This window comes from Microvirga lotononidis (genome assembly GCF_034627025.1).
Lineage (GTDB): Bacteria > Pseudomonadota > Alphaproteobacteria > Rhizobiales > Beijerinckiaceae > Microvirga > Microvirga lotononidis.
In genome coordinates, this window is record NZ_CP141050.1 from 975178 (window position 1) to 998366 (window position 23189).

The following is a 23189-nucleotide window of genomic DNA, read 5'->3' on the forward strand; positions in this document are numbered from 1 at the left end:
GATGGCCAATCCTGCAGGCAGCTTCATCTGGTATGAGCTGATGACCCCTGACCCGGCCGGGTCCAAGCGCTTCTACGACGCGGTCGTCGCGGGCTGGACCATTGAGGCGCAGCCGTCCGGCGAAATGGACTACCGGATGATTGCCCGAAGCGATGGCGGCAACAGCGGCGGGGTGTTGCGGCTGACAGAGGAGATGCAGCGGCATGGCGCGCGGCCGTGCTGGCTCGGTTACCTCGGCGTCCCCGATGTCGAAGCGGCGGTCGCCCGGGTCGAGGAGGACGGTGGGCGGACACTGATGCCGGGCCGCGACATCCGCGGCGTCGGGCGCATCGCCATGGTGACCGATCCGGACGGCGCGCCCTTCTACCTGATGACACCAATCGCGCCCGCCGATCGGCCTGATGTGGAGAGCGACGTCTTCTCCGTCGATCGTCCGCAGCACGTCCGCTGGAACGAGTTGCAGGCAAGCGACCCGGATCGGTCGGTCGCCTTCTACACCCGGCATTTTGGCTGGCGGCAGGAGGGCGACATGGATATGGGCGACTTCGGCTCCTACCGCTTCCTCTACCAGGGCGAGACCATGATCGGCGCCATCATGCCGAGGATGCCGCAGGTGCCCCAGGCTGCGTGGACCTTCTATATCGGAGTCGGCGACATCGACCGGGCGGCGGACGCCGCGCGGGCCGGCGGGGGCACGGTCCTTCACGGCCCCAGCGAAATCCCGGGCGGCGAGTATGCGCTGACCGCTGTTGATCCCCAGGGCGCCGTCTTTGGACTGGTCGGCCCACGTCAGTAAGGAGAAATATCGTGACCAGCGACAAGCTCATGACCTGCCTGTGGTTCGATCACGGGGAGGCCCGTAAGGCTGCGGAGTTCTACGCCGCAACCTTCCCCAACAGCAGTGTCGGCGCTCCTATGCGCGCCCCGTCAGAGTTTCCGGGTGGGACAGAGGGCACCGAACTCACGGTCGAGTTTACCGTGCTCGGCCGGCGGTTCATCGGCCTGAACGGCGGGCCCAATTTCAAGGCCAATGAGGCGGTCAGCTTCATGGTCCTGACCGAGGATCAGGAAGAGACGGACCGTTATTGGAACGCGATCGTCAGCAATGGCGGGCAGGAAAGCGCCTGCGGCTGGTGCAAGGATCGCTGGGGCTTCTCGTGGCAGATCACACCCCGGGCGCTGCTGCGGGCCAACAGCAATCCTGACAAGGCGGCCGCCAGGCGAGCGTTCGAAGCAATGATGACGATGCGCAAGATCGACATCGCCCGGATCGAGGCTGCGGAGCGTGGAGGTGCCGTCGATGCGTAAAATCATCGGCTCCCTGTTCCAGTCGCTCGACGGCGTGATCCAGGCACCAGGCGGGCCGGAGGAGGACCAGACCGGCTTTACGCACGGCGGCTGGGTGTTCCCCTATTTCGATGACACGCTGGACGAGCCGATGGGGCGGCTGCTGGGCGGCAGCTATGAGCTGCTGCTTGGCCGGCGAACCTACGAGATCTTCGCCGCTTATTGGCCGCACAACGGCGACCAGCCGATTGGCGAGACGTTCAATGCCGTCCGAAAACATGTTGTGACGTCATCCGACCGGCCGCTGACGTGGAACAACAGCCAGCGCCTCGCTGGCGATCCCACTGATGCTGTCGCGTGCCTCAAGGCCAGCGATGGACCGGACCTGCTGATCCAGGGTAGCAGCATGCTCTACCAGGCGCTGCTTCCCGCCGGCCTTGTCGATCAGCTGGCATTGATCACCTTCCCGGTCATGCTTGGGCGCGGCAAGCGCTGGTATTCGGGCGATCCGGCGACAGCCCGTTCATGGACGTTGGTTGAGCAGGCACACTCGCCGAAAGGCGTCCACTTCGCATCGTTTGTGCGTGATGGAGAGGTTCGCACCGGCAGTTTTGCCACAAAACCCCCAAGCGATGCCGAACTGGCGCTCCGTCAGCGCCAAGCGGAAGGTCGCTGGTGAACCTGCGGCTCTTCGGCCAGCCATTCAGGAGAAGGCGCTGATCGCGCTATCTGCAGACGAGACATGTCCAAGTGCCGTATACTTGGTCCCAGCACCCGGAGGACGGCGGCGAGCTGCGCCGCCGTCAGCCGTTCAAACAATTCCCCTGCTCGTCGGCGGTGATCGCTGCGGACTCGCTCATGACTTCAACTGAGCTTGTGGTCGATGCATGGCTGCACAAGCGGTTGCCAGCAGGGCGCCGAAGACAATGATGGCGCTGGCCAGGTGACCATACTCCCACTGCCGCCGGAGAGTTTCCCAATTGTCGGGGATTCGAGTCCAGTTGGCCGTGGCCTGATTGGCGGGTAACACCCAGATGAAGAAGACGATGAGGCTCAGCAGAATGAGCCCTACCGAGCACAGCGCTGCCCGCGCGGCTCCAGGGTCGCGGCGCCACTCGGTCAGGGCGAGTGCGCTGTTGGCAACCAATGCCGCGGCGATCGGAATGCTGAACAGGGCCCACCCGGCGTAAATCTGCTGGACGGTAAAATAGGCGTCGCGGTCAAGGCCGATCTTGCCGGGCAGCTCGAGCAGGTGAGCCCCGCTGGGAAGGAGGATAAAGACGGTTAGCGCTAAGGCGATCATTCGGGGAAGCATCACTTCATCTCTCCTTGTCAGTGAATAAAAAAGAGAACCGCAGCGATGATGGCGGTGATGCTCCCAGCGCTCCGATCATCGACGTACGGGCCGTCACCGGACACAGCTGCCAGCTGACGTTCCGCGCCATACATCGCTTGTTCCGCCCCCCTCTCTGATCGAACTTGCCAGGAGAGGTGGGCCATCTCACAGGGTTGAGTTGACGACGCTCGTCGCGCCTCGGATCATCCGCACCTGCACACCAAGGCGGACGTAGACAATCGTGAACAGTGCGGCCCAGATCAGATCAATGGTGCCAAGGGACACGACGTCCAGTCCAACGCGAGCCATGCTCCAGAGAATCCAGACAGGAATTCCGAAAGCCAGTTTCTCGATCACGCACGCGACCATTGCCGGTCTGAAGCGGACCGGGTCCGTCGAGACGATGAGAAAAAGGATCTGCGCAGACAGCGCCGTGCCGACAAAGCCATAAAAATATTCAGGATGGGCAATCGGAACGGTCACGGCACCAATCTGTCTCTCCAAGAAATAGAAAGGGGTGAGCAGAACAATCCCGTAGAGACCGGCAAGTCGGAAGACCCATCGTGCAAATCTCATCGCTACCTCCTGGACCGGGCCGCTTCCAGCCTTTTTGCAGCCCTACAACTCGCGCCCATGCAGTGATGCTCTGTGGCGCGCGCCCTCACCTCTTCCCCTCCATGTCATCGAGCGGCTGAACCAACGTCTCTGTCTTTCAACCGATGACTCGCATGAGACTCACGCCCCTGGCTCGGTAAGCCCATAGAGGATCAAGCCGAGTGCTACTCCATAGACGATCCAGCCCGGGTGCCGGCCTCGGGTTGCCCAGAGATTGCCGAGGGCGGCGAACAGGTACGAGCTTCCCACCAGCAGACCCGCTGCCTGCCTTGCCTCCTGCCCTGAGAGGCAGGCGGCTGCGATCAGCAGGAGCCCGCCAATGAACCAGTTGAAGGTGCTGAACTGCAGCAGGATCGTCACCAGTTTTTGAACTGGCACGCTGATCCGGGCGGCCGTGAGCTCCCGGACGGGAGCGACAAGATGCGATTGGGTGAGCATCCCATGGATGACGGCACCAAAGCTGCCGATGAGCCCGGCCATCATAAGAGCTGCGTTGTGGCTGGTCATGACCATACACCTCTGTATGGTCATGACCATAATCCAACCGCTGGACGCGTCAATACACATGTGTATGGTGCAGCCATGGGTGATCGGCTGACGAAGCTGGACTGGTTGAAGCACGGCCTGCGGACGCTGGCGAATGACGGGCCGGGAGGGTTGAAGGTTGGCCCCATGGCCGCCAAGCTCAATGTGTCGCGCGGCAGCTTCTATTGGCATTTCCAGGACATCGAGGACTTCCGCTCCGAGCTTCTGCAGCACTGGCAGGAAACCTCGACGGACCAGATTATTGATGCTCTGGATGCAAGGCCAGGCGACCCGGACCGACTGAGAGATTTGTTGCATCAAGCCTTTGACCGGCAACCCAGGCTGGACCGCGCCATCCGATCTTGGGCCGCCCACGACAAGTATGTTGCCGGCATTGTTGCGGCCGTCGACGAGCGGCGGATCGCCCGCGTCGCTCGCTTGCTGGTCGATGCTGGCATGGACACCACACGCGCGGCCCATCGGGCCTTGTTTTTCTATTGGGCCTTTCTGGGGCAGGCGGCCGTCGTGGACCAGCGCCACACGTCGCTGCCGAAGGAGGCCTTGAACGATATCGCACATCTGTTCGGAGGCCCGGACTGAGATTTGGCTCGGGAGCGTGGTCCATCTGCGGGTCACCCCTTGTGGCGCCCAGAGGAGTTCGCTGGAGGGGGTGAATAGGAGAGCATGAGGATCGGCGGCCGCCTGTAAGAGGAACTCTCCAAGAGGCTCCGGTCCAGCCCGGTGACGGCAGCGGAACAACGATCAAGACGATGGGTGAACGTGACCACCCTGCCCTTCTAGCGGTTGTTCGCCCGACATGCTGGGTAGTGGACGGACAGGATGTGGCGTTCGTCGTATGCGAGGATCATTACGACGGACATCGGCCGGGCCGCTCGATTTCCGTCGGACCATCGTAGTTGAGCGGCAAGATGGCGACCCGGTCGTCATCCATGAGCACCATTCTAGGCCGACAATCGAGGAGCGCTTCATCAAGCAGTAGGCAAACGGCTGCGGTTTGCACGGCTTTATTCACCTTCACTCACCCAGACGGGGGCAAAAGCGACATCACGAAGGCCGGCACTCCGAACTCCGTCGACGAGGCTGCTGGTGACATAGAGGGCCGAGGCCCGCCGCGGCAGTTTGAGATCTCAGCGGTTCCGATGACTTTCTTCTTGAACACATGCCACTCGAAATCGAGGATATCACCATCATCGAAATAGACGATGCGCGACTTCTGCCTTTCGAGAGCGTCGAGGACGCTGGTGACGTTGAGCAGCCAGACGTCCTCGCCCTTCAGCGGCAGAAGCCGCCCGTACCGCGTCAGCACCGGCGCGAGCGCTTCTATGCCATGCTCGGTGATCAGCTTCCTGATCGGCTGGAAGAGCCTCCCTGGCCCGAGCCGACAGCTCGATTCGGCTCCGGCCCGAACGCTTGGCGAGGTACAGTGCCTCGTCGGCCTCCGAGTACAGTCGCTCGAACGGCTCTGGCTGATTCCGATGGCAACGCCGGCTGCCATCGTGATCCGGACCGCGCCGCCGGGCGTGATGAACGGCGTCGTCTCGATCGCCCGCAACAGGTCACGGAGTGCAGCGATGATCTGATCGAGCGAGACGTTCGAGGAAATCAGCGCGAACTCTTCCCCACCGAGGCATCCCGCCAGCCCATAGCTGGCCAGACGTTGGGTCATGATCCTGCCAACCGCCTGAAGGACGGCGTCGCCAGCGCGGTGGCCATAGGTGTCGTTCACCGCCTTGAAGCGGTCGATGTCCGCGATGACCAACACCATCGTCTGCGAGGTTCGGGCTTCGCTTGCCTCCATCAGGGCGCGCCGGTTCGGCAGCCCGGTGAGCGGATCCGTGCGGCTGAGATCCTCCAAGGCGTCCTTGGCACGCTGCCGTTCCCACCGCGCGCGAGCGAACATCGTAGCGACCGGCGTCGCGATCTCGGTCACGGCGACCACCGTCACGGCCCACGACCTGAAGGCGCCGGTCCAACTGGTGAAGAACAGGAGTTGTTGGGCAACATCGATCGCAAGGGCTGCAGCAAGGCCGAACACGGTCACGAAGACGACGTAGCGGACGAGGGCGCGCCTGCTGGCAATCGTCGGCCTCGTCAGACGGGTCAGGAAGGTTCGGACAGGAAGCATCGGTCTTCCCGGCTCCGTTCACGCCGTTACCCCTGATGCACGTCGCCTCGTGAAGCGGCTGAGCATGCTCCCGTGCTTGAGAACCAGACGCTGCGACAATTCTGCACCCGCCGGGCTGTAGCAGCCTTTGACACAGAACGGCCGGTATGGCCATGGTTTGTTCCATGCCGATTCGCAAATCCATGAACGTCTCGCTCACCCCCGAACTCGAACGCTTCGTCGCCGGGCGCGTCGCCTCGGGGCGCTATCAGAACAACAGCGAGGTCGTCCGCGCTGCCTTGAGGCTGCTGCAGGTCCAAGAGAGTAAGGACGTCCTCGGGATCGACGGAGCTGACCCGCAACCGCAACCATCTGAAGCTCCGTCATCCATGACCCCCAATGCCGACCCGTTTGCTTCGTAAGCTTCTCCAGTCGGACCGCGAGCGCTTCCTCGAGAGCCTGCTCGAGAGCGCGACCGACTACGCCATCATCACCCTCGATCTCGGCGGGCGGATTACCGCGTGGAACAGAGGGGCCGAGCAGGTGCTGCGCTGGTCTGAGGCCGAGGTGCTGGGGCAGAACGCCAGCCTGTTCTTCACGCCTGAGGATCGGGACGCAGGTGCTCCGGCCAAGGAGATGGAGATCGCGCGCGATTATGGCCGGGCCTCTGATGAGCGCTGGCATGTCAAGAAGGGCGGCGAGCGCTTCTGGGCCAATGGCTCCCTGATGCCACTCGTCGACGAGGCGAGTGACACGATCGAAGGCTACCTCAAGATCCTGCGCGACCGCACGGAGCAGCGGCTGGCCGAGGAGAAGACCCGCCAGAGCGAAGCCTTCCTGCGCGGCGTGCTGGAAAGCTCAGGCGACTGCATCAAAGTCCTCGACCTTGAGGGGCGGATCGAGTTCATGAACGCGGGTGGCTTGCGGGGCATGGAGGTGGAAGACCTCTCCGCGATCCTCGGCCGTCCGTGGGCAAGCCTCTGGGAGGATGACGGCACTGCCGCGGCTGAGGAGGCTATGGCGGCGGCCAAGGCTGGAGGTGCCGGGCGGTTCACCGGCTTGGCTAAGACCCTGAAGGGCTCGCCGCGCTGGTGGGACGTGCAGGTGACGCCGATCGCGGGCTCCGACGGCCGGCCGGACAGGCTGCTGGCGATCTCGCGCGACGCGACGGATCGCAGGCAGGCTGAAGCCGCCTTGCGCGAGACGGTCGAGCGCTACAGTCTCGTCACCCGCGCCACCAACGACGCGATCTGGGACTGGGACTTGGTCCATAACCACGTCCAGTGGAATGAGGCCCTCTACACAGCGTACGGCTACAACCCGCACGAGATCGAGCCGACCGGCGAGTGGTGGATCGCCCAGATCCATCCCGATGACCTTCAAGAGGTGGAGAACCACATCCGTGCCGTGATCGCCGGCAATGGGGATGAATGGAGCCACGAGTATCGCTTTCGGTGTGCCTCCGGGCACTACGCGACGGTCCTCGACCGCGGCTATATGGTGCGGGACGCAGCCGGCCAGCCCATTCGTATGATCAGCGCGATGCTCGACATCACCCGCCGCAAGCGGGCGGAGCAGGAGCTCGAGGTGGTCCATCACGAGCTTGGCCATCGGCTCAAGAATGTGCTGACCATGGTCCAGGCGATCGCCTCCCATACCCTGCGCAACTCCCCCTCCATGGATGTGGCTCGTGAAGCCTTGGCGGCGCGGCTGGTCGCGCTGGGCAAGGCCCAGGATCTCCTCATCAGCAAGAGTGCGGAGGAGGCCGAGATCGGGGCGCTGGTCCACAGCGTGCTCGAGGCTCACCGTGCCTCCGAGCCGGAGCGATTGCGCATCCGGGGCCCACGCGTGCGCCTCAGCCCGCAGGCGGCCTTGTCCCTGGCGCTCATCCTGCACGAGCTCGCCACCAATGCGGTCAAGTACGGTGCTCTGTCCAACGAGCACGGCTACGTCGACCTGGTCTGGACCGTGACGGAGGAAATGCCAGCCTGCCTGGCCTTGCGCTGGTCGGAACATGATGGTCCGCGCGTGCTCGAACCCAAGCGCAAGGGCTTCGGCTCGCGGCTGATCACGCGCGGCCTGCCGGGCGACATCGGCGGCGACGTCAAGCTCAGTTATGAACCGGCCGGCGTGGTGTGCACCATCACGGCTCCGCTCGACAGCCTGGCCGCTTCCGCCGTCTGAGGGATCGCCGCATGAGCCAGGAACCTTCTCCCAGAGGAGAGCTTTGTGCCTATCATGTCCGAGACTGATTCCGCTCCCCGCTACGTCCTTGTCGTCGAGGACGAACCGATGATCCGCATGAACGCGGTCGACATACTGGAGGAGGCTGGCAACGCCGATGCGGCGCTCAGGCTTCTGGAAGCCCGAGCCCACGAGATCGCGGCTCTGTTCACCGACATTCCTATGCCAGGTTCGATGGACGGCATGGCCTTGGTCGCGTTGGTCGCTGAGCGTTGGCCTGACATCCGGCCCTTCGTCACGTCCGGCCACACGACATTCCGGGACGCCGACATCCCCGACCATGGCTGCTTCCTGGCCAAGCCTTACCGGTCGGCCCAGCTCACTGCGATTGTCGGCAAAGCGTTTGGATGAGCGCACGCCAGAGCCCGATTGCGGACCGCCCCTATGCGTCGTTAGCCAGAAATGACCGCCGGTCGGCCTCACTGAGTTTCGCGATCAGGGGGAGGAACCGCTTGGGCGGGGGTTCCTTCAGATAGCTCTTGTAGAGCTTGCGCAACGCGATCCCCAACATACGGATACTCTCGCGCTGCGAGAACGTCAGCGCTGCAGGGACGGGACTGCCACGGCTATCTGTATCAGACATGGACGTCTCGCCCCCAATCCCGCTCAGGTTCATAGGAGGCGAACACGCACCGGCGCGAACAGGTTCCCATTGCGTGACCTGTGCCAGTCCAAGCGTCCAATTTCAAACCCCCATCACCGTCACTCCATCCGATGAACGATCCCGCCGAGATCTGGGAATAGACGGATGCGGTGCCTTCATTCGCGTCGCGCCCCGGGCCTTTCGCTGATCCGCCCCGCTGTGCCATAGATGCCCGTCATGCAAGAGCCCGACCCCAGACAACGGACGAAACTCCTCAAGCTCGGAACGCGGCAGTGCCGCTTCATCGTCTCGGAGGACCTGCGCAGCGCCGTGTGCTGCGGCACCCCGACACCCGAAGGATCGAGCTGGTGCGACTGGCACCGAAGGCTCGTCTACGTTCCGGCACAACCCCTGAAGATCCGGCGCGAGGCGCTGGTGTCATGAGCCGGACGGGCCGCCTGATTCCGGCCCGGAGCGCGCAAGTGACAGTTTATGCGCTGTCCCCTTAAAAGTCCTGCTCCCTCCTGCAAGTGCCCGCTCAATCAGATCACTCGCCTCAGCCTTTCAGGAGTGTGCTCCTGACGACATCCCAGACCTCGCGGTTCTGGCCGATGAGCAGGCCGGGCCGCTGATCCGATGGCCGGTACTCGGATCCATCGAGGCGGGCGACATGCCCTCCAGCTTCCTCGACGAGGAAGGCCCCTGGCGCGTGGTCCCACGGCAGAAGCCGCCAGAACATCAGGAAGTTCTGCATCCCTTGGATGATCGACGGATAGTCCACGCCAGCGCATTTGGCTCCGGGCAGCACCTCAGCGAGCCCGGGCGATCCCGCCGCCACCTGCTCCTTGAGCTCCTCAGGCAGGAACCGCGTGAGTACGGAGCCGCGGCATTCAGAGGCGGTCAGAGATGCCGTCGACGCACGAACCCGGACGCCGTCGATGAAGGCTCCATCGCCGCGGGAAGCCACCGACAGTTGACCGCTGACCGGGTCCAGGAGCCACGAGGCCGTCGTCTGCCCATCCTGCAGGAGCGCGACCATGATGGAGAAGGCAGACGAGCCGGCCACGAAGTTGGCGGTGCCGTCGAGCGGGTCGACCAGCCAGACTAGGCCTTCGTCGAGCCCGTCCATCAGCGACAGATTCGTCGCGACGGCTTCCTCTCCGACGACGCGTGAGCCGGGCAGGAGCGCCGCCAACCTGGGGCTGATGATCTGCTCGGCCTCCCTGTCAGAGACCGTGACGACCTCGCCGGGCGTCTTCTCCTCGACGTCGCCCGCCAGCAGCTTCCGATAGCGCGGCAGGATAGCCTCGGCAGCGGCCTGGCGCAGGATCGTCGCCACCTCGTCCATCACGTTCGAGCGCATCGAAGTCTCCCCTTGGTGCCGTCATTGTCCCGGCGAACCCTTAGCCAATAGCAGCCGAAACCGTCAGCTCCGGTCCGGAGAAGGGCCGGTCCTTAATGCCATGCTGCCCATGCCCGATGCTCCACCGGTCCGGCCAGCGCAACGTCTCCAGCCCTGTCGCGGAGGCGGCTGCAAGCGAGGTCCATCGCTTATCACCCCAAGGCCGATACAGGACACCGCCCGGCCCCATGTCGGGGTTGATTGCGAGATGCAGGTCGAAGTGTTCGTCGGCTGGAAAGCTGGGACCGATCCAGTAGTGTGGACTCCGGCCCGGCTCGCGTCCCATGATCAGGGTCAGGGTCTGCCGCGGCCCCTGCAAGCCAATCCATACCGGGGCGATGCTTCCAGGAAAGAAGGCGGTTAGCAGCGTCTGCCTCGAGCTGACGGCTTCGGCTGCCGTGCGGCCCCGGAAGCGGAACTCGACCCTGCGGCCCGATTGTAGTCGTCCGGTGAGCGACGCAGGCCCCTCTCCTCTGGTGAGGTCCCGCCACCGTTCGTCGGGGAACGGTGCCATCGGCCATGTCAATCGTTCCCGCGCGGTCCCGTCCGTATCGAGGACTTGATAGCGCAGTCCATGTTCGTCGAGGGCCGCCTGGACGCAGTGGAGATACTCGACGCCTTCAGGCATCCGGTGAGCCGTCCCGGCTCCTGCCGTGCAGATCTGGAGCACACCTCGGTGGACCTGCACGTCGAAGGCCAGGATGTGGCTGCATAGGTAAGCGAGCACGTCCGCCTCCACCAGGATGTCCCAGAGGCGGTTGGCGTGCTCGGGTCCGATCTCGCGCTGGTAGGGTCCGGAGAAGCCGTTGACCGGGTAGACGGGATGGTGGCCCAGAACGAGCTTGTGCTGGGCATCCGCATGCTGGCGCAGCACGCCTTCCAGCCACTCGGTCTCGACGTGGCCTTCGCCGCCCAACCCGGTCCAGAGGGTGTGAACGAAGACCAGCAGGAGGTCGCCGCGACGGACCCAGTAGGACAGCCCCTCCTGCCCCGGCGGCCCGTTCCGAGGCAGGTCGAGGATTTCCCGGAACACGTTCTCACTCATGGTGTCGTAGGCCGTGTGGTTGCCGGTGGTGTGCCAGAGCGGGATCGTCTGGCGGTCGAGCCAGCTCATCTCCTGGTCGAGCCAATGCCGCCACTGCGCCCGCAGCGCGTCGCCATCGGCCGTGAGGCCGATGATCTCGTCGCCCGGGAAGAGGATGAACTCCGGCTGCGGCCGCAGCCGCTGGATCACCGCGTTGACCGAGGCGAAGGTCGTCTCATGAGTGGCCCCAGGAACACCGGAGCAGGCGTCGCCGTACAGGACGAACTGGTGGCCTGGCGTACGCGGCAGGAAAGCCGCGATGTCATCTTGGGGCATTTCCGCTCCAGTCCAGGAAAGAAGAAGTTGGAAATGCCTTGCCTTCGACGATTTGAGAACTGTCGCACCAGGCTCGGAATTGTAGCTCCCCGGCAAATTCCACATCAGTGGCTGGGCGGACCGACGGGATGCGGCTGTATCAAGCTATTGCTGTGGCAAAAAATGCCACAGCTAAGTCGAGTACTCGACGGACAAGCGGGACATTCTCTGACATGGTGCCACCCTGCACACTGTGGACCTGAACAAGGACGGCGTCGAGACCATCCTGGCCGCGGTATGGGATACCAATGCAACATGGGATTATTCCGGGCCTGGTGCCCTTCGACGGCAAAGTAGGATCTGATGTAATTAGGCCCAAACTGGAAGCCAACGGAGAGTATCCTCATGAAGCAGTATGTCGGGTTGGATGTATCGCTGGAGCAGACAGCCGTCTGCATTGTCGACGAGCAAGGAAAGGCGCTCTGGCGTGGCAAATGCGCCTCGACGCCCGAGGCCATTGCTGCAGTCGTTAAAGCGAGAGCCACGCATGTCGAGCGCATTGGCCTGGAAAGCGGCCCACTGTCGACCTGGCACTGGCATGAGTTGAAGAAGCGCGGCTTGCCTGTGATTTGCCTGGATGCGCGCCATGCGAAGGCGGCGCTGTCGCTGCAGGTGAACAAGACCGATCCCAATGATGCGCTGGGGCTGGCGCAGATCGTGCGCACGGGCTGGTACCGGGAGGTCACCGTCAAGAGCCTGGATAGCCAGGTGATCCGCAGCTTCCTCAGCTCACGCGCTCGCTTGGTGGAGGTGCGCGTGGACCTGATCAACCAGATCCGAGGCATGCTCAAGCCCTTTGGTCTGGTTGCTGGCAAGGGAGGCCGTCAGCCCTTCATCGACCGTGTGCGCGAACTGGTGGCCGATGGGCCGCTGAAGGATGCGGTTGAGGCACTCCTGAGCGCCTTGCAGGAGGTCAGCCGACAAATCGGCATCCTCTCCCGTCGCCTCATGGGGCTGGCGCGCCAGGATCAGGCGGCTCGCCGCCTGATGACGGCTCCCGGTGTCGGCTCTCTGGTTGCGTTGGCTTATATCAGTGTCATCGACACACCAGACCGATTCTCGAGCTCGTCCAGCGTAGGGGCTTACCTTGGCCTGACCCCACGACGGTACCAGTCGGGCGAGATCGACCGAAGCGGTCGGATCTCCAAGTGCGGCGATCCGTTGCTGCGCACGTATCTGTTTGAAGCGGCCGGGATCCTGCTGAACCGGGTCTCGCGCTGGTCTGCGCTGAAAGCCTGGGGCACCCGGCTCGCCAAGAAGGTGGGCGGCAAGAAGGCGACCGTCGCGGTCGCGCGTAAGCTGGCGGTGCTCCTGCACCGGATGTGGCGTGACAACACGGACTTCCGGTGGGCGCGCCAGGAAGAGCAGCCCGCATGAGATAGCCGCCTCAAGAGATCCGCCAGATCTGGCGGTACGATGTCCCTTGTCGGGACGAGGCAGCAGCCATCGCGTGGGCACCGTTGCGGCCTGAAACCTAAACCTCAGGGAGCAGATTGACCGCGTATGCAACATGGCGAGGCTGAGGCTTCCGATCCCATCATGCGGCAGCCAATGCTGACCGCGGAGAGAACCATGACCCGACAGGTGATATCAGCCGATCTGACGGAAAGGGCCATTCAAAGGGCTTGACCAGAATCCCCGGAATAAGAGAACATCCTTCCCCGTCACCCCGGGGTCGACCCCTCTGTGGCCCGGCTTCTTGTCAGCAACCGCCTCTTGGCCTCGCTGCAGCCCAAGGACCGTGCGCTGCTTGACCCACATCTCGAAGCTGCAACCCTCTAGCAGGGTGAAGTTCTGTTCGAGCCGGGCGACGATGTCACGCGCAGATCGCGATTCATGAAACAAGCTAGCTTTCGGAGGAGCTCTATCCTTGCCGCCACGGCGGATCAGAACCGTCCATTCGGGCAACGAGGCCGCCCATGTCCTTTCGCTTCCAGAAACGAGCTCAGCGCGGCTCTTCTGGGCCGCGCTGAGCTCAGGCAGATCAGTCCTTCGCGACGACCTGGCCGTTGGCATCGACCTTGATCTCTTGGGTCTTGTCGGCCGTGGCCACGTCGATCTCGTACTGGACGGCATTGCCCTCACGCTCGACCTCGGCATCCGTCGCCTTTCCACCAACCCGCTGCTCGGCTGCCGCGATCGCATCCTTCAGCGAGACCTTGGCGCTCTGGAAGTCCGCCGGCTTGAGACGCGTGAAGTAGCGCTCAAAGGGCTGATTCTCTGTCTCGACAACCTGTCCCGAGTTTGCGTCCAGCTTGAACTTCGTCAGCTTGTCGCCCGTGTTGCTGAGCACCTTGATTTCGTACTGCCCGCCGCCATCCTTGACCTCGAACTCGGCTTCCGTCGCTCGGCCCTGACCTTGCTTTTCGGCCGCCTCGACCGCTTGGCTGAGAGAGACCTTCGCGCTTCGCGCAGCCTGAAACTTGTTTGAATCGCGGGTCACTCCGGCGGGAGCACCAGCAGCTGGGGCAGGAGGCGTTTGAGCAAAAGCAAGAGAGGTGGTCAGCGCCAGCGCGCTTCCGGCGAGGACGAGTTTCAGCATGAACAGCTCCTGTGTTGTTGTCTAGCTTGGCAACAACGCAGCTGTGCTTTGTGGGTTCATCCAAACTTCATCCTGCACCGCATCTTTTTCGGCAGACGGCCCGCATCAAATCGGCGCTGTCTCACGTCGTCCTCGCTTCTGCTCATCGAGATTGATATCCGCAATGAGTTTGGCATCCGCATTACGGGTTGATGCAGTCAGAGGTCGATCTGGCGCTAGATTTCGGCCGCACGCTCGTCGACGATCGCCTCGGGAGCGACACAGCCGCGGAACCGCATAGATGAACAGGTACTCGCGGTTTTCGATACGCCGCTCATCTGAACAGCAGCCTAACCGCATCGGAGTACCGGCAACACGCCGACGAGTGTCGGGCCCTCGCCAAGCCGTGCCCAACGGGGAGCCACGCATCCAGCTTCTGGAGAGGGTGAGGACGTAGGACCGACTGGCGGACGATCGCGACGCTGAGATCCAGAAGCGTTCCGAATAAAAGTCAGGAACAGCGCAACAGGAACAACTAGGCGCCGCCGCTTTCTCCTACGTACAAAGTGAGACGCAGACCGCGCGCCGTGAAAGATTATCGTAGTCGGAAGCCCGGCCGATCGACCTCGTCTGTTGCCCTCAGCCGACCACCGCCTCGGTAGCGGCACATGGAGATTATGTGCGGATGCGCGACACAATAGAAAGGGCGGCTCAACGGCCGCCCTTTTTCGTGCAGAGACGGGTTAACGAACCACCTGAACGATCCGGCGCGTGCCCGGTTCGACGAGCACAGGAGTATCGTTGACGACCGTATAGCGGTAGCCCTTCACCCCATACTCTGCTGGCACCTCATAGTAGGTCACACCTGCCTCCGGCAGAACCGCGCCGACGCGCACTTCTTCCTGATAGCGGTAGGAGGGGGCACTCTGGGTGACGACATACTGCCGGAACTGAGGCTGCTGCTGGTCAGCGATACCGCCAACAATGGCGCCGCCGACGGCTCCTACGACAGCTCCGACCGGACCACCGACAATTGCGCCGCCAACAGCCCCTGTCGTTGCGCCTGCCGCGGCACCGCCCGACTGAGCAGAGGCGCCGATTGGCGCCATGACCGCAGCGACTGCGCCCGCAAGAAGAAGCTTCTTTAACATATCAGGTTACTCCAATAGCCGATGCTAAGCCTTAACCCGCTTGAAGCATGACAGTTCCGGCACAATCGGAGATGACCGGCATAGTGACACGTCTGCAACTCACTGCGCATCGGTGGTCAGGCTTTACGCAGTCGCGGTGCCGCCCGTTGATGAGGGCACGGCTTCCATGTCCGACCTGCTGCACCAGCACTTGCGGCTGGCCGGCAACAGCAACCTGCGCTCGTTTGCCGTCGTGTCCGCTTCTGCCGGCGTATCGGCGATCGGACCCATTGGTCGTGCGAGCAGACCGATATGGCGTTGCTCATCGGAAAGCTCACCGTCCTCATTCATGACCGGATGGTCGATCGCAACTAAGAGGCTGGTGAGCAATTATCTTTCTTTCCGCGTGAGGCGGCGCAGCAAAATGCGGCTCATCGCAAGATAAAGCAGCATCTCGCCGGTCTCGACTAGGCGTTCGTAGTCCTTGGCGAGGCGGCGGTTGGTGGTCAACCAGGCGATGGTCCGCTCAACGATCCATCTGCGTGCGAGCACGTGAAAGCCACTCGGCCGTGTTGGGGGCTCCGCGTCGGCCCGCATCCAGACGCCACCGCTCCACCAGTGTTGCGGAATGGATAGCTTCCATCCGAGCGCTCTGCACAGCCAATCCTTCAACCCTCGATAAGCCGTGTCCGCCCACATGAGCTCGATAACCGGGAAGAGATGCTCTAAACCCTCCAACAGGAGCTCGGCGCCCGCGCGGTCATGGATGTCGGCCGGATGCACCTTGTTCTTCAGCAGCGTTCCTTGCGTATCAACGAGCAAGTGACGCTTGCGGCCCTTGATCTTTTTGCCACCATCGTACCCACGTGGTCCACCCATCTCAGTGGTTTTGACCGACTGACTGTCGATGATCGCCGCTGTCGGCTGAGGAGCCCGGCCAATCATGCGGCGATAACTCTCGCGCAGCACTCGCGTGACCTGCTCCCACGTCCCGTTCTCGCGCCACTGGGCATAGTGATAGAACACGGCGTAACGCGGAGGGTATTCGTGCGGTAGCAGCCGCCACTGGGCGCCGGTGCGCAGCAGATAGAAGATGGCGTCGGTGATGCGTCGGAGCGGATAAGTCTGCCGTCGCCCGGCGGGATGGCTGCGGGTTATCAGCGGCTCCAGCAGCGCCCATTCCGCATCAGTGAGATCGCTGGCGTAGGAACTGACATCCATGGCACGGGCTCCTCAAACGTGAAACAGCCCGCATCCGCCTCCGCGGCCCAGCACCAAACCTATTCTGAATCAACCACTTGGCTCGAGCAATAAAATTGCTCACCAGCCTCTAATACCCAGCCAGGGAATTGCTGACTCGGATTTGCGTCGGGGCGCCTGACGTGATTCACTGCGGAGCGGGGGCGTTGTTGAGGGGATCAGCATGGCTGCCCTCCGGATCCGCCAGGACTACTCACCATCCGACTTACGCCAACGGGCTGCTCGTGAGAGGGACACCCGGGCCAGCCTGCGGTTGCTGGCCATTGCCAATGCGCTTGAGGGCATGACCCGAACGGAGGCCGCCCGCCTGGCCGGCATGGAACGTCAGGCTCTGCACGATGCCATCCTGCGCTTCAATGCCGAGGGACCGGACGGTCTGCATGACCGCCATCGTTCCGGTCGCCCGGAGCAGCTCAGCCCTGGTCAGCAGGCCGCTCTCAAGGCCCACATCCTGCACGGGCCGGAGCCCGAGCGCGATGGGGTGAGCGCCTGGCGTCTGGTCGATCTGTGCGAGTACGTCGAGCGGACGTATGGCGTGAGCTACAGTGAGTGGGGGCTCTCGTGCCTGCTCAAGCGGCTGGACCTGTCACGGCAGAAGACCCGGCCCTCGCACCCGAAAGGCAATCCGGCCGCCCAGGCGGCGTTCAAAAAAGGAGCTGCCCTCAGCGCTGCAGGCCGTCGCGGCAGAGCATCCTGAGGCGCGTCTTCAGCTCTGGTGCCAGGACGAAGCGCGCTTTGGCCAGAAGGGCCGGACCACCCGCGTTTGGTACGAGCGTGGGGTACGTCCGCCCGGCGTGGTCGATCAGCGCTTCGAGAGCTTGTACCTGTTTGCCGCCTGCCGTCCCGGCACGGACGAGACCTTCGCGTTGGCTCTGCCGCGGGTGAACACCGACGCGATGATGATCTTTCTGGAGCAGTTTGCCCGGCAGCTCGAACCCGGCGTACATGCAGTGCTCGTGCTGGATCAGGCTGGCTGGCACGACGCGCGGGCCTTGCACGTGCCAGAGACGATCACGCTGTTGCCTTTGCCGCCGGCGTCACCCCAGCTGAACCCGGTGGAGCGGGTCTGGCTCTACCTGCGTGAGCGCTATCTCTCGCATCGGATGCTCGACGATTATGAAGCCGTGTTGGACGCGGTCTGCCGCGCCTGGAACCGGCTCCTCGACGAGACAGGCCGTCTCACAACATTGACGGCCTACCCGTATCTCACTGCGTCAGGAATTCCATGAGCGGGTATTACCCAGTACGTAGCTCCAAATGAGCGATCCTGTTCTAGTTGCAGTGACTTTGATGGCTTCTCAATGCGCCGACGCAGTGCAGGGGTAACACTCGGGTGCCCAGAGAGCGAGTAGTCGAGCGGCACTTTCGAAGGGCGATTTAGCCTTTAGATGTTATACTCCGCCAATACCCTCCACTGCCTGCGCTGGCCGATTGGCAAAGCCTTGACCGAGATCCTACTAGATGAATTCGATCGCGAATGAGCGGAGCTCCCGGGTAGGTCCTTGTACACTTCGAAGACCTTGCTCGCCTAAATGAGTTCCTTGAGGATGAGGCTCTTCAGCGACACATTGCTTGTTCTCATCCACGCTCGCGAGCATGAGTCATGGGTGCTACTGAGACTCAGAACGTCACTCCATGAATCTTCAATTGAGGGTAACTCCAAGTTTGATCGGAGCTCTATTGAGCGCGGGCCATCCAGGTACTACCGGAAGCTGTCTCTACCTGCGGCACGAAATCTTGGTGAAGTATGTCAAGCGAAAATCGGAACGTGGGCTACGTATCGTCCTCCCCGAGTCGAGATCCCATAGCCAATTGCGAACAAAATCATCGTCACTGAAATCTTTTACATCAACTGATTGGTCGAGCGTCGCCGGCTTGAGACCCTGCAGAGCGCAGAAAGCTCGTTGGCTGCGCTGTTCGTCACATCGATCGTTCCCGCAGGCTGCATAAAGGATAGAGATGCGGGGGGAGCCAGGGGTCCTGGCGTCGAGGTAAGCGTACACCGGATTTTCGAACACAAAGGCCGGATATCGCATCGGATCTGGCTTCATGTAGTCGTGGACAAGTTGCCGCCGTTGAATATCGACATCTCTCACATTCTCTTCGGGGGGATCGCCGATGCGAGCGAAATCTCCTGCGAGACATCCGGTCGGCCCAGAAAGAAGCTGCCATCGCATTTTATAACCAGTTGCTAAGATGGTAGCCCTATAGTGACATCGTCGGTCCTGCACTTCTACTCTGATGTTACCGCCGAAGGAACCGTCATTCTGTATCGAGCCTTGGCCACCATTTCCGAGCCAAATGGTCCATCCACCAAGTGCGTCTGGCCTAATCTTGATGTTGTACCCGGTGTCGTTGTTCCAGTCCCCGGAGATGCGCTCCAATTGGGCATACGAAGGCGACGCGCCTGCAAGCGCAAGCATCACAAGGAGAAGGGTTTGCAGCAGAATTCTGGACCTAACACAGAAGTATGAACCTTCCATTGCGCCATCCCCCAGAATAGTCACGAGGTCGATGCCTTATATATTGCATTTTCCTTTTTGACGAAGGAACCTGCAAGTATAAAGCTTAATCATCGGTACTTTATGCGCCACCATATCATGAGGGGTGGTTATGAAGTTACTTACTGGGAATGCTTGCGGCAAACGTATGCTATCGTCCGCCCTAATGGTCGGCGCTCTTATTTTCCTACAAGCAGTTTTGGCCTCTAATGCACGTGCCCAAACTAACATCCCTTATTGTGTGGCCGAGATCGACACTTGGGACTACTCGATAAACAATAAGCTTCTGACTATCGTGGCGCGGGTCCGCGTGGAAGGCGAGGAGGCGCTACCACGTAGGATCTATGTCAAGTTCGGAGGGCAAGGTATCCGTTACTCTGGACAATTTCAGGTACCGGCGATGATCGATGCCATTGGGACCGGCATGGTTAGAACCAATACATCCTTCGTCCAAGTTCGGATGCAAAATTACGATATCGATGAAGTGCTGAGCCTCGAGCCGCTCTCGGCTGATTGCTACGCTAATCCTGCGTTCTGAGCAGTGATTAGCCATCAAGCCTAGGCCCGGCGGCTCGCAGAAGGGGTTTGTCTTAGATTAAGATTGCGGAGGTGGCGCATGCAAATGGCTAGAACTTGGGTGACGAGTGTCGTAATCACCATCGCGGCCGGTTCCGCAGCATATGCCCAACAAGGAATCGGACGCATCGAAGGGCAATGGAGCAATCAGAGCGGCTACAACATCACCATCCAGCGTGATCAGTTTGGCGGATGGGACTTGTGGGGCAGCGCCGGCCAAGGCTCAATCCAAAGAGATGGTTATCGTGGCGGCAATATTCGCGTCGAAGCGGAGTCGATGTCGTGCTGGTTCCGGGCGACCGTCTTGCGTGGCGAGCAGGATATGCGGTGGCAACTGATTGCAGCCCGAGGTGACCGGTGCAGCGACCTGCGTGGAATTTTTAACCGAGTCGCTGATTAGCTGAGGCGACCGGGGCTCTCGGTAATTAGGAAGCCTCACCATGAAATTAAGAGCAGCGCTCCCGCTCACTGTCGCACTGCTAGCTCCCGCGCACGCGCAGCAGTGGTTACCGCCCACTGGACTGTGGGTGGACCCAACCGGAGAGTCCATCAGATTTGACAGGGATATGAATTTCACCCATTCAGCAATGGGCCAAGGGCGGGTTGAATTAACTAACAGGAACGGCGGGAATCTTGCTCTGCACTTCAGGGACGTGGAGTGTTTATATCTGGTGACCCGACTTTCCAACGGAATGCTCAACTTCGGATTACGTCAGGCCGCTGCCGATAAGGAACAGTGCCCGAAAGGGCAGTTTGCGAGGGCGGCGGATGATAACAAGTTAACTGAAACCCGCGGTCCGCCGCTTCAGCCAGTGCCGCCAGCTCAGAGCCAGCAAGCCCCCTCCGATGGGAGACTAACGGTCAAGCAGATCATATTCGAGCCTGCTGGTAACAACTTAGGTCGGAGTGGACGCGTGGTATTTAGCTTCTCGTCGATGAAGTTTAGTTTTGAAGTCACCACACCCTTCGACGACGCAACGTCACCAGCCGAAGCTGTCACTGGGGCGTTGAAGGAGTTACGCGGCACGGCGCAGTCGCTCTCAGATTCCGCGCTAAGATTTCAGATCCAGCCGTGAGTGGTGCCCGCGACAAGTTCAAAGGAGATGTTGGCCTACTAGGTAATCAACAACCAAGCCCAAATCGGCTGACGAGAAGCGCAACGGATGTCAGCCATTGATTATCCTGCATCAGGCGGGAACAGGCAGTAAGCGATGTCTTCAGGCCACGGCCTTGAGGTCTGGCGCGGTGGCATAGGCCCACGGCAGCAGATCATCGATGCGGGTGTTGAGATGGCCCGCGACGATGCGGCTTAGCACGTCGGAGAGATAAGCCTGCGGATCCACCCCACATAATTTGCAGGTCTCGACCAATGAGGCGATGATCGCCCAGTGCTCGCCACCGCGATCCGAGCCGGCAAACAGCGCATTCTTGCGCGTCAAGGCCAAAGGCCGAATCGCCCGCTCGACCACGTTGGAGTCGATCTCGATCCGCCCGTCCTCCACAAAGCGGCTCAACCCCTCCCAGCGTGAGAGCGCGTAGCGGATCGCCTCGGCCAGCTTGCTCTTCTGGCTGATCAGACCGAGTTTGGCGCGCAACCACGGCTCGAGAGCGTCCAGCACTGGACGGCTCTTCTGCTGCCGAATCCGGGTCCGCTCCGCTGCACCGATGCCACGGATCTCGCTCTCGATGCGGTAGAGCTCCGCAATCCGCGTGAGCGCTTCGCTGGCAATCGGCGCCGCGCCGGCCACCGCCAGCTCGTAAAAGCGCCGCCGCACATGCGCCCAACAGAATGCGAGGGTGACCTGATTGCCGCCCGCCAGGGCTCGGTAGCCGCTATAGCCGTCCACCTGCAGCACGCCGGCAAAACCGGACAGATGCTCAATCGGCCGGACCGCCTTGCGATCCGGCGCATACACGTACGCCACTCCAGGCGGGTCCGTGCCGCCCCACGGCCGGTCATCGCGTGCATAAGCAAACAGCTGACCGGTCTTGGTCTGGCCGCGGCCAGGATCGAGCACGGGCGCGGTGGTCTCATCGGCAAACAGTCTCGACGAGGCTTTCAGCTGCGCCAGCAGGCGGTCATGCACCGGCCGCAGGTGCCAGGCAGCCCGGCCGACCCAATCGGCCAGGGTCGAACGATCCAAAGTGATGCCCTGACGCGCGTAAATCTGAGACTGCCGGTAGAGCGGCAGATGGTCGGCGTATTTCGACACCAGCACCTGCGCGACCAGGGCATCGGTGGGTAGCCCGCCTTCGATCACACGGGCTGGAGCGGGGGCTTGCACCACTCCATCTTCGCAGTGGCGGCAGGCATATTTGGGCCGGCGTACCACCAGCACGCGCAGCTGCGCCGGCACGATGTCGAGGCGCTCGGAGACATCCTCGCCGATGCGGTGCAGGAGGTTGCGACAGCAGGGACAGGCTGGATCCTCGATGTCGATGATCGTCTCGATGCGCGGCAGATGGGCCGGCAAGGATCCGCGGTTCCGGCGCCGCTGGGCCGCCCGGTGTTTGCGCTCGGCCGGGTCCGCTTGCTCGTGTTGGGCGCCTTCAGCGGCTTCGGCCTGTTCGGCCTCCTCCAGCCCGAGCAGCAGTTGATCCTCGGGCAGGCTCTCGGCTTTGCGGCCGAAGCGGTGGCGCTGCATCGCCTTGATGATCTGCTCCAGCCGCTCGGCCCGCGCCCGCTCGGCCAGGAGCATGGCCTTGAGCAGATCAGGATCGTCGGGGAGGGTTTGCATCGCGCTGGTCACAAACCGAAGTGAATCATGCTTCGACAGGAGCCGCGATGGCTCTTATGGATGGGCGCGTCCGATCAGCTGGGCTCCAGTGGCACGGATGTCGGTCGTGGCGCATGCACGCGGCGCCAGTCCAAACCTTCGAGCAAAGCCGAGAGTTGAGCCGCCGACAGGTGAAGGGCACCGTCCTGCACCTTGGGCCAGCGGAACTCGCCATCCTCCAATCGCTTGGCGACCAGCACGACACCGGTGCCATCCCAGAACACCAGCTTGACGCGATCCGCGCGTTTGGCGCGGAAGACGTAAACAGTCCCGGAGAACGGATCGGCTCCCATGGTCTCGCGCACGAGCGCAGCGAGGCCATCAGCGCCTTTGCGGAAGTCGACGGGCTTGGTGGCCACCAGGACGCGGACAGTGCCGGTTGGTCCGATCATCGCAGGCTCTTGAGGGTTTGCAGCACGAGGGCCAGTGTCGCTCCATCGACACCGGGCGGGACGCGGATGACGACGCCCTCCACGACAATCTCGATGATCGCCTCCCGGCAGGCGGCCGGCGTGGGCTGCGGCGTGTCAGGGCTGACAACAACTGGGGTAAAGATCAGCGGATGATTGTCAGCCTCTCGCTTGGCCTGACGACGCCAGGTGAACAGGTGCTGGGGCGACATGCCATGACGGCGGGCCACTTCGGACACCACCGCGCCCGGCGCCATGGCTTCCTCCAGGATCCGCGCCTTCTCATCGGCTGACCAGCGCCGGCGTCCGCCGGCCCCGGTGATCACTTCCAGACGCCGCACGGGCCGCGGCGGCTCAAGCATATGGTCAACCATCGACACAAAACGATCCTCAATCCAAGATCGTCAGTCTCGCTGCTCAGACATGCGAATGTAAGGTGCGGCTGGAACACCGCTTACAACAGGCATGGGGAACAACGTCGTAGAAAATATTAGAGCA

The 23189-nt window shown here is 62.2% G+C and carries 29 protein-coding genes; 14 read left to right on the forward strand and 15 right to left on the reverse strand.

Going from position 1 to position 23189, the window contains the following annotated elements; translation table 11 throughout:
* The first annotated feature begins 1 nt into the window (after position 1).
* The 3 genes from U0023_RS34290 to U0023_RS34300 are packed head-to-tail and all read left to right on the forward strand — an operon-like array spanning position 2 to position 1966.
* Positions 2–796, forward strand: coding sequence for a VOC family protein (locus U0023_RS34290; RefSeq protein ID WP_009764897.1), 795 nt, complete (start codon positions 2–4; stop codon positions 794–796).
* Between the two features lie 11 nt (positions 797–807).
* Positions 808–1308, forward strand: a complete 501-nt coding sequence (locus U0023_RS34295; RefSeq protein WP_009764898.1) for a VOC family protein — start codon at positions 808–810, stop codon at positions 1306–1308.
* A complete protein-coding gene (locus U0023_RS34300) occupies positions 1301–1966 on the forward strand; it encodes a dihydrofolate reductase family protein (protein ID WP_009764899.1) in 666 nt (221 codons plus the stop codon). The genes U0023_RS34295 and U0023_RS34300 overlap by 8 nt, the downstream gene beginning before the upstream one ends.
* A 177-nt stretch (positions 1967–2143) precedes the next feature.
* Here the strand turns inward: U0023_RS34300 and U0023_RS34305 are convergent, their stop codons facing one another.
* The 3 genes from U0023_RS34305 to U0023_RS34315 all read right to left on the reverse strand — a co-directional run bounded on the left by U0023_RS34305 (position 2144) and on the right by U0023_RS34315 (position 3745).
* Complete coding sequence (locus U0023_RS34305) at positions 2144–2602, reverse strand: hypothetical protein (RefSeq protein ID WP_009764900.1); 459 nt, start codon at positions 2600–2602, stop codon at positions 2144–2146.
* Positions 2603–2788: 186 nt separating this feature from the next.
* A complete protein-coding gene (locus U0023_RS34310; RefSeq protein WP_210161072.1) occupies positions 2789–3106 on the reverse strand; it encodes a hypothetical protein in 318 nt (105 codons plus the stop codon).
* A 252-nt stretch (positions 3107–3358) separates the two neighbouring features.
* Complete coding sequence (locus tag U0023_RS34315; RefSeq protein ID WP_009764906.1) at positions 3359–3745, reverse strand: hypothetical protein; 387 nt, start codon at positions 3743–3745, stop codon at positions 3359–3361.
* A gap of 165 nt (positions 3746–3910) precedes the next feature.
* Here U0023_RS34315 and U0023_RS34320 point away from each other — a divergent pair, with 165 nt between their 5' ends.
* Positions 3911–4363, forward strand: coding sequence for a TetR/AcrR family transcriptional regulator (locus U0023_RS34320; protein ID WP_245273176.1), 453 nt, complete (start codon positions 3911–3913; stop codon positions 4361–4363).
* 439 nt (positions 4364–4802) lie between these two features.
* Here U0023_RS34320 and U0023_RS34325 read toward each other — a convergent pair whose 3' ends face one another.
* Positions 4803–5909: a GGDEF domain-containing protein gene (locus U0023_RS34325; protein WP_009764908.1), complete on the reverse strand. Its 1107-nt coding sequence runs from the start codon at positions 5907–5909 to the stop codon at positions 4803–4805.
* 164 nt (positions 5910–6073) lie between these two features.
* Between U0023_RS34325 and U0023_RS34330 the strand changes: the two genes are divergently transcribed.
* From U0023_RS34330 to U0023_RS34340, 3 genes are read left to right on the forward strand one after another with little or no spacing between them, the layout of a single operon-like run.
* Complete coding sequence (locus U0023_RS34330) at positions 6074–6310, forward strand: type II toxin-antitoxin system ParD family antitoxin (protein WP_210161073.1); 237 nt, start codon at positions 6074–6076, stop codon at positions 6308–6310.
* Positions 6288–8072 carry a sensor histidine kinase gene (locus tag U0023_RS34335; RefSeq protein WP_009764910.1) on the forward strand — a complete coding sequence of 595 codons (1785 nt, stop codon included), beginning with the start codon at positions 6288–6290 and terminating at the stop codon, positions 8070–8072. The genes U0023_RS34330 and U0023_RS34335 overlap by 23 nt, the downstream gene beginning before the upstream one ends.
* Before the next feature lie 54 nt (positions 8073–8126).
* Positions 8127–8483, forward strand: coding sequence for a response regulator (locus tag U0023_RS34340; RefSeq protein WP_040639747.1), 357 nt, complete (start codon positions 8127–8129; stop codon positions 8481–8483).
* A gap of 31 nt (positions 8484–8514) precedes the next feature.
* On the opposite strand, the gene U0023_RS34345 is transcribed toward U0023_RS34340, so the two are convergent.
* A complete protein-coding gene (locus U0023_RS34345) occupies positions 8515–8715 on the reverse strand; it encodes a hypothetical protein (protein WP_009764912.1) in 201 nt (66 codons plus the stop codon).
* A gap of 237 nt (positions 8716–8952) precedes the next feature.
* Here U0023_RS34345 and U0023_RS34350 point away from each other — a divergent pair, with 237 nt between their 5' ends.
* Entirely contained in the window at positions 8953–9159 is a 207-nt protein-coding gene (locus U0023_RS34350) for a GcrA family cell cycle regulator (protein ID WP_040639749.1), read from the forward strand.
* 112 nt (positions 9160–9271) lie between these two features.
* Here U0023_RS34350 and U0023_RS34355 read toward each other — a convergent pair whose 3' ends face one another.
* Both U0023_RS34355 and U0023_RS34360 read right to left on the reverse strand, forming a co-directional pair.
* Entirely contained in the window at positions 9272–10078 is an 807-nt protein-coding gene (locus U0023_RS34355; protein WP_009764913.1) for an inositol monophosphatase family protein, read from the reverse strand.
* A gap of 40 nt (positions 10079–10118) precedes the next feature.
* Positions 10119–11477, reverse strand: coding sequence for a metallophosphoesterase family protein (locus U0023_RS34360; RefSeq protein WP_009764914.1), 1359 nt, complete (start codon positions 11475–11477; stop codon positions 10119–10121).
* A gap of 384 nt (positions 11478–11861) precedes the next feature.
* Between U0023_RS34360 and U0023_RS34365 the strand changes: the two genes are divergently transcribed.
* On the forward strand, positions 11862–12893 hold the full coding sequence (locus tag U0023_RS34365; protein ID WP_322883886.1) for an IS110 family RNA-guided transposase: 1032 nt from the start codon (positions 11862–11864) through the stop codon (positions 12891–12893).
* 607 nt (positions 12894–13500) lie between these two features.
* Here U0023_RS34365 and U0023_RS34370 read toward each other — a convergent pair.
* The 4 genes from U0023_RS34370 to U0023_RS34385 form a co-directional block, all read right to left on the reverse strand.
* Positions 13501–14058, reverse strand: coding sequence for a PepSY domain-containing protein (locus tag U0023_RS34370; protein WP_009764918.1), 558 nt, complete (start codon positions 14056–14058; stop codon positions 13501–13503).
* A 722-nt stretch (positions 14059–14780) separates the two neighbouring features.
* The gene (locus U0023_RS34375; RefSeq protein ID WP_009764919.1) at positions 14781–15188 is read right to left on the reverse strand and encodes a DUF1236 domain-containing protein; all 408 of its coding nucleotides are present in this window, start codon (positions 15186–15188) and stop codon (positions 14781–14783) included.
* A gap of 123 nt (positions 15189–15311) precedes the next feature.
* Positions 15312–15557 (reverse strand): hypothetical protein, encoded by a 246-nt coding sequence (locus U0023_RS34380; RefSeq protein ID WP_040639752.1) that lies wholly within the window; start codon positions 15555–15557, stop codon positions 15312–15314.
* Positions 15558–16388: an IS5 family transposase gene (locus U0023_RS34385; protein ID WP_009764920.1), complete on the reverse strand. Its 831-nt coding sequence runs from the start codon at positions 16386–16388 to the stop codon at positions 15558–15560. It lies immediately after the preceding gene.
* A 202-nt stretch (positions 16389–16590) separates the two neighbouring features.
* Between U0023_RS34385 and U0023_RS34390 the strand changes: the two genes are divergently transcribed.
* The gene (locus U0023_RS34390) at positions 16591–17124 is read left to right on the forward strand and encodes a winged helix-turn-helix domain-containing protein (RefSeq protein WP_009489870.1); all 534 of its coding nucleotides are present in this window, start codon (positions 16591–16593) and stop codon (positions 17122–17124) included.
* Entirely contained in the window at positions 17096–17656 is a 561-nt protein-coding gene (locus U0023_RS34395; RefSeq protein ID WP_083861461.1) for an IS630 family transposase, read from the forward strand. Before U0023_RS34390 ends, U0023_RS34395 begins: the two co-directional genes overlap by 29 nt.
* Before the next feature lie 489 nt (positions 17657–18145).
* On the opposite strand, the gene U0023_RS34400 is transcribed toward U0023_RS34395, so the two are convergent.
* Positions 18146–18910 carry a hypothetical protein gene (locus U0023_RS34400; protein WP_009762870.1) on the reverse strand — a complete coding sequence of 255 codons (765 nt, stop codon included), beginning with the start codon at positions 18908–18910 and terminating at the stop codon, positions 18146–18148.
* Between the two features lie 130 nt (positions 18911–19040).
* On the opposite strand from U0023_RS34400, the gene U0023_RS34405 reads away from it, so the two are divergent.
* The 3 genes from U0023_RS34405 (at position 19041) to U0023_RS34415 (ending at position 20580) form a co-directional block, all read left to right on the forward strand.
* Entirely contained in the window at positions 19041–19466 is a 426-nt protein-coding gene (locus U0023_RS34405) for a hypothetical protein (RefSeq protein WP_009762871.1), read from the forward strand.
* A 78-nt stretch (positions 19467–19544) separates the two neighbouring features.
* Positions 19545–19904, forward strand: a complete 360-nt coding sequence (locus U0023_RS34410) for a hypothetical protein (protein WP_009762872.1) — start codon at positions 19545–19547, stop codon at positions 19902–19904.
* Positions 19905–20070: 166 nt separating this feature from the next.
* Positions 20071–20580, forward strand: coding sequence for a hypothetical protein (locus U0023_RS34415; RefSeq protein ID WP_154661100.1), 510 nt, complete (start codon positions 20071–20073; stop codon positions 20578–20580).
* 141 nt (positions 20581–20721) lie between these two features.
* On the opposite strand, the gene tnpC is transcribed toward U0023_RS34415, so the two are convergent.
* The 3 genes from tnpC to tnpA all read right to left on the reverse strand — a co-directional run bounded on the left by tnpC (position 20722) and on the right by tnpA (position 23065).
* Positions 20722–22242, reverse strand: a complete 1521-nt coding sequence (gene tnpC / locus U0023_RS34420; protein ID WP_009762874.1) for an IS66 family transposase — start codon at positions 22240–22242, stop codon at positions 20722–20724.
* A gap of 74 nt (positions 22243–22316) precedes the next feature.
* A complete protein-coding gene (gene tnpB, locus U0023_RS34425) occupies positions 22317–22673 on the reverse strand; it encodes an IS66 family insertion sequence element accessory protein TnpB (protein ID WP_322883887.1) in 357 nt (118 codons plus the stop codon).
* On the reverse strand, positions 22670–23065 hold the full coding sequence (gene tnpA, locus U0023_RS34430; RefSeq protein WP_040638625.1) for an IS66-like element accessory protein TnpA: 396 nt from the start codon (positions 23063–23065) through the stop codon (positions 22670–22672). The genes tnpB and tnpA overlap by 4 nt, the downstream gene beginning before the upstream one ends.
* Positions 23066–23189 lie beyond the last annotated feature (124 nt).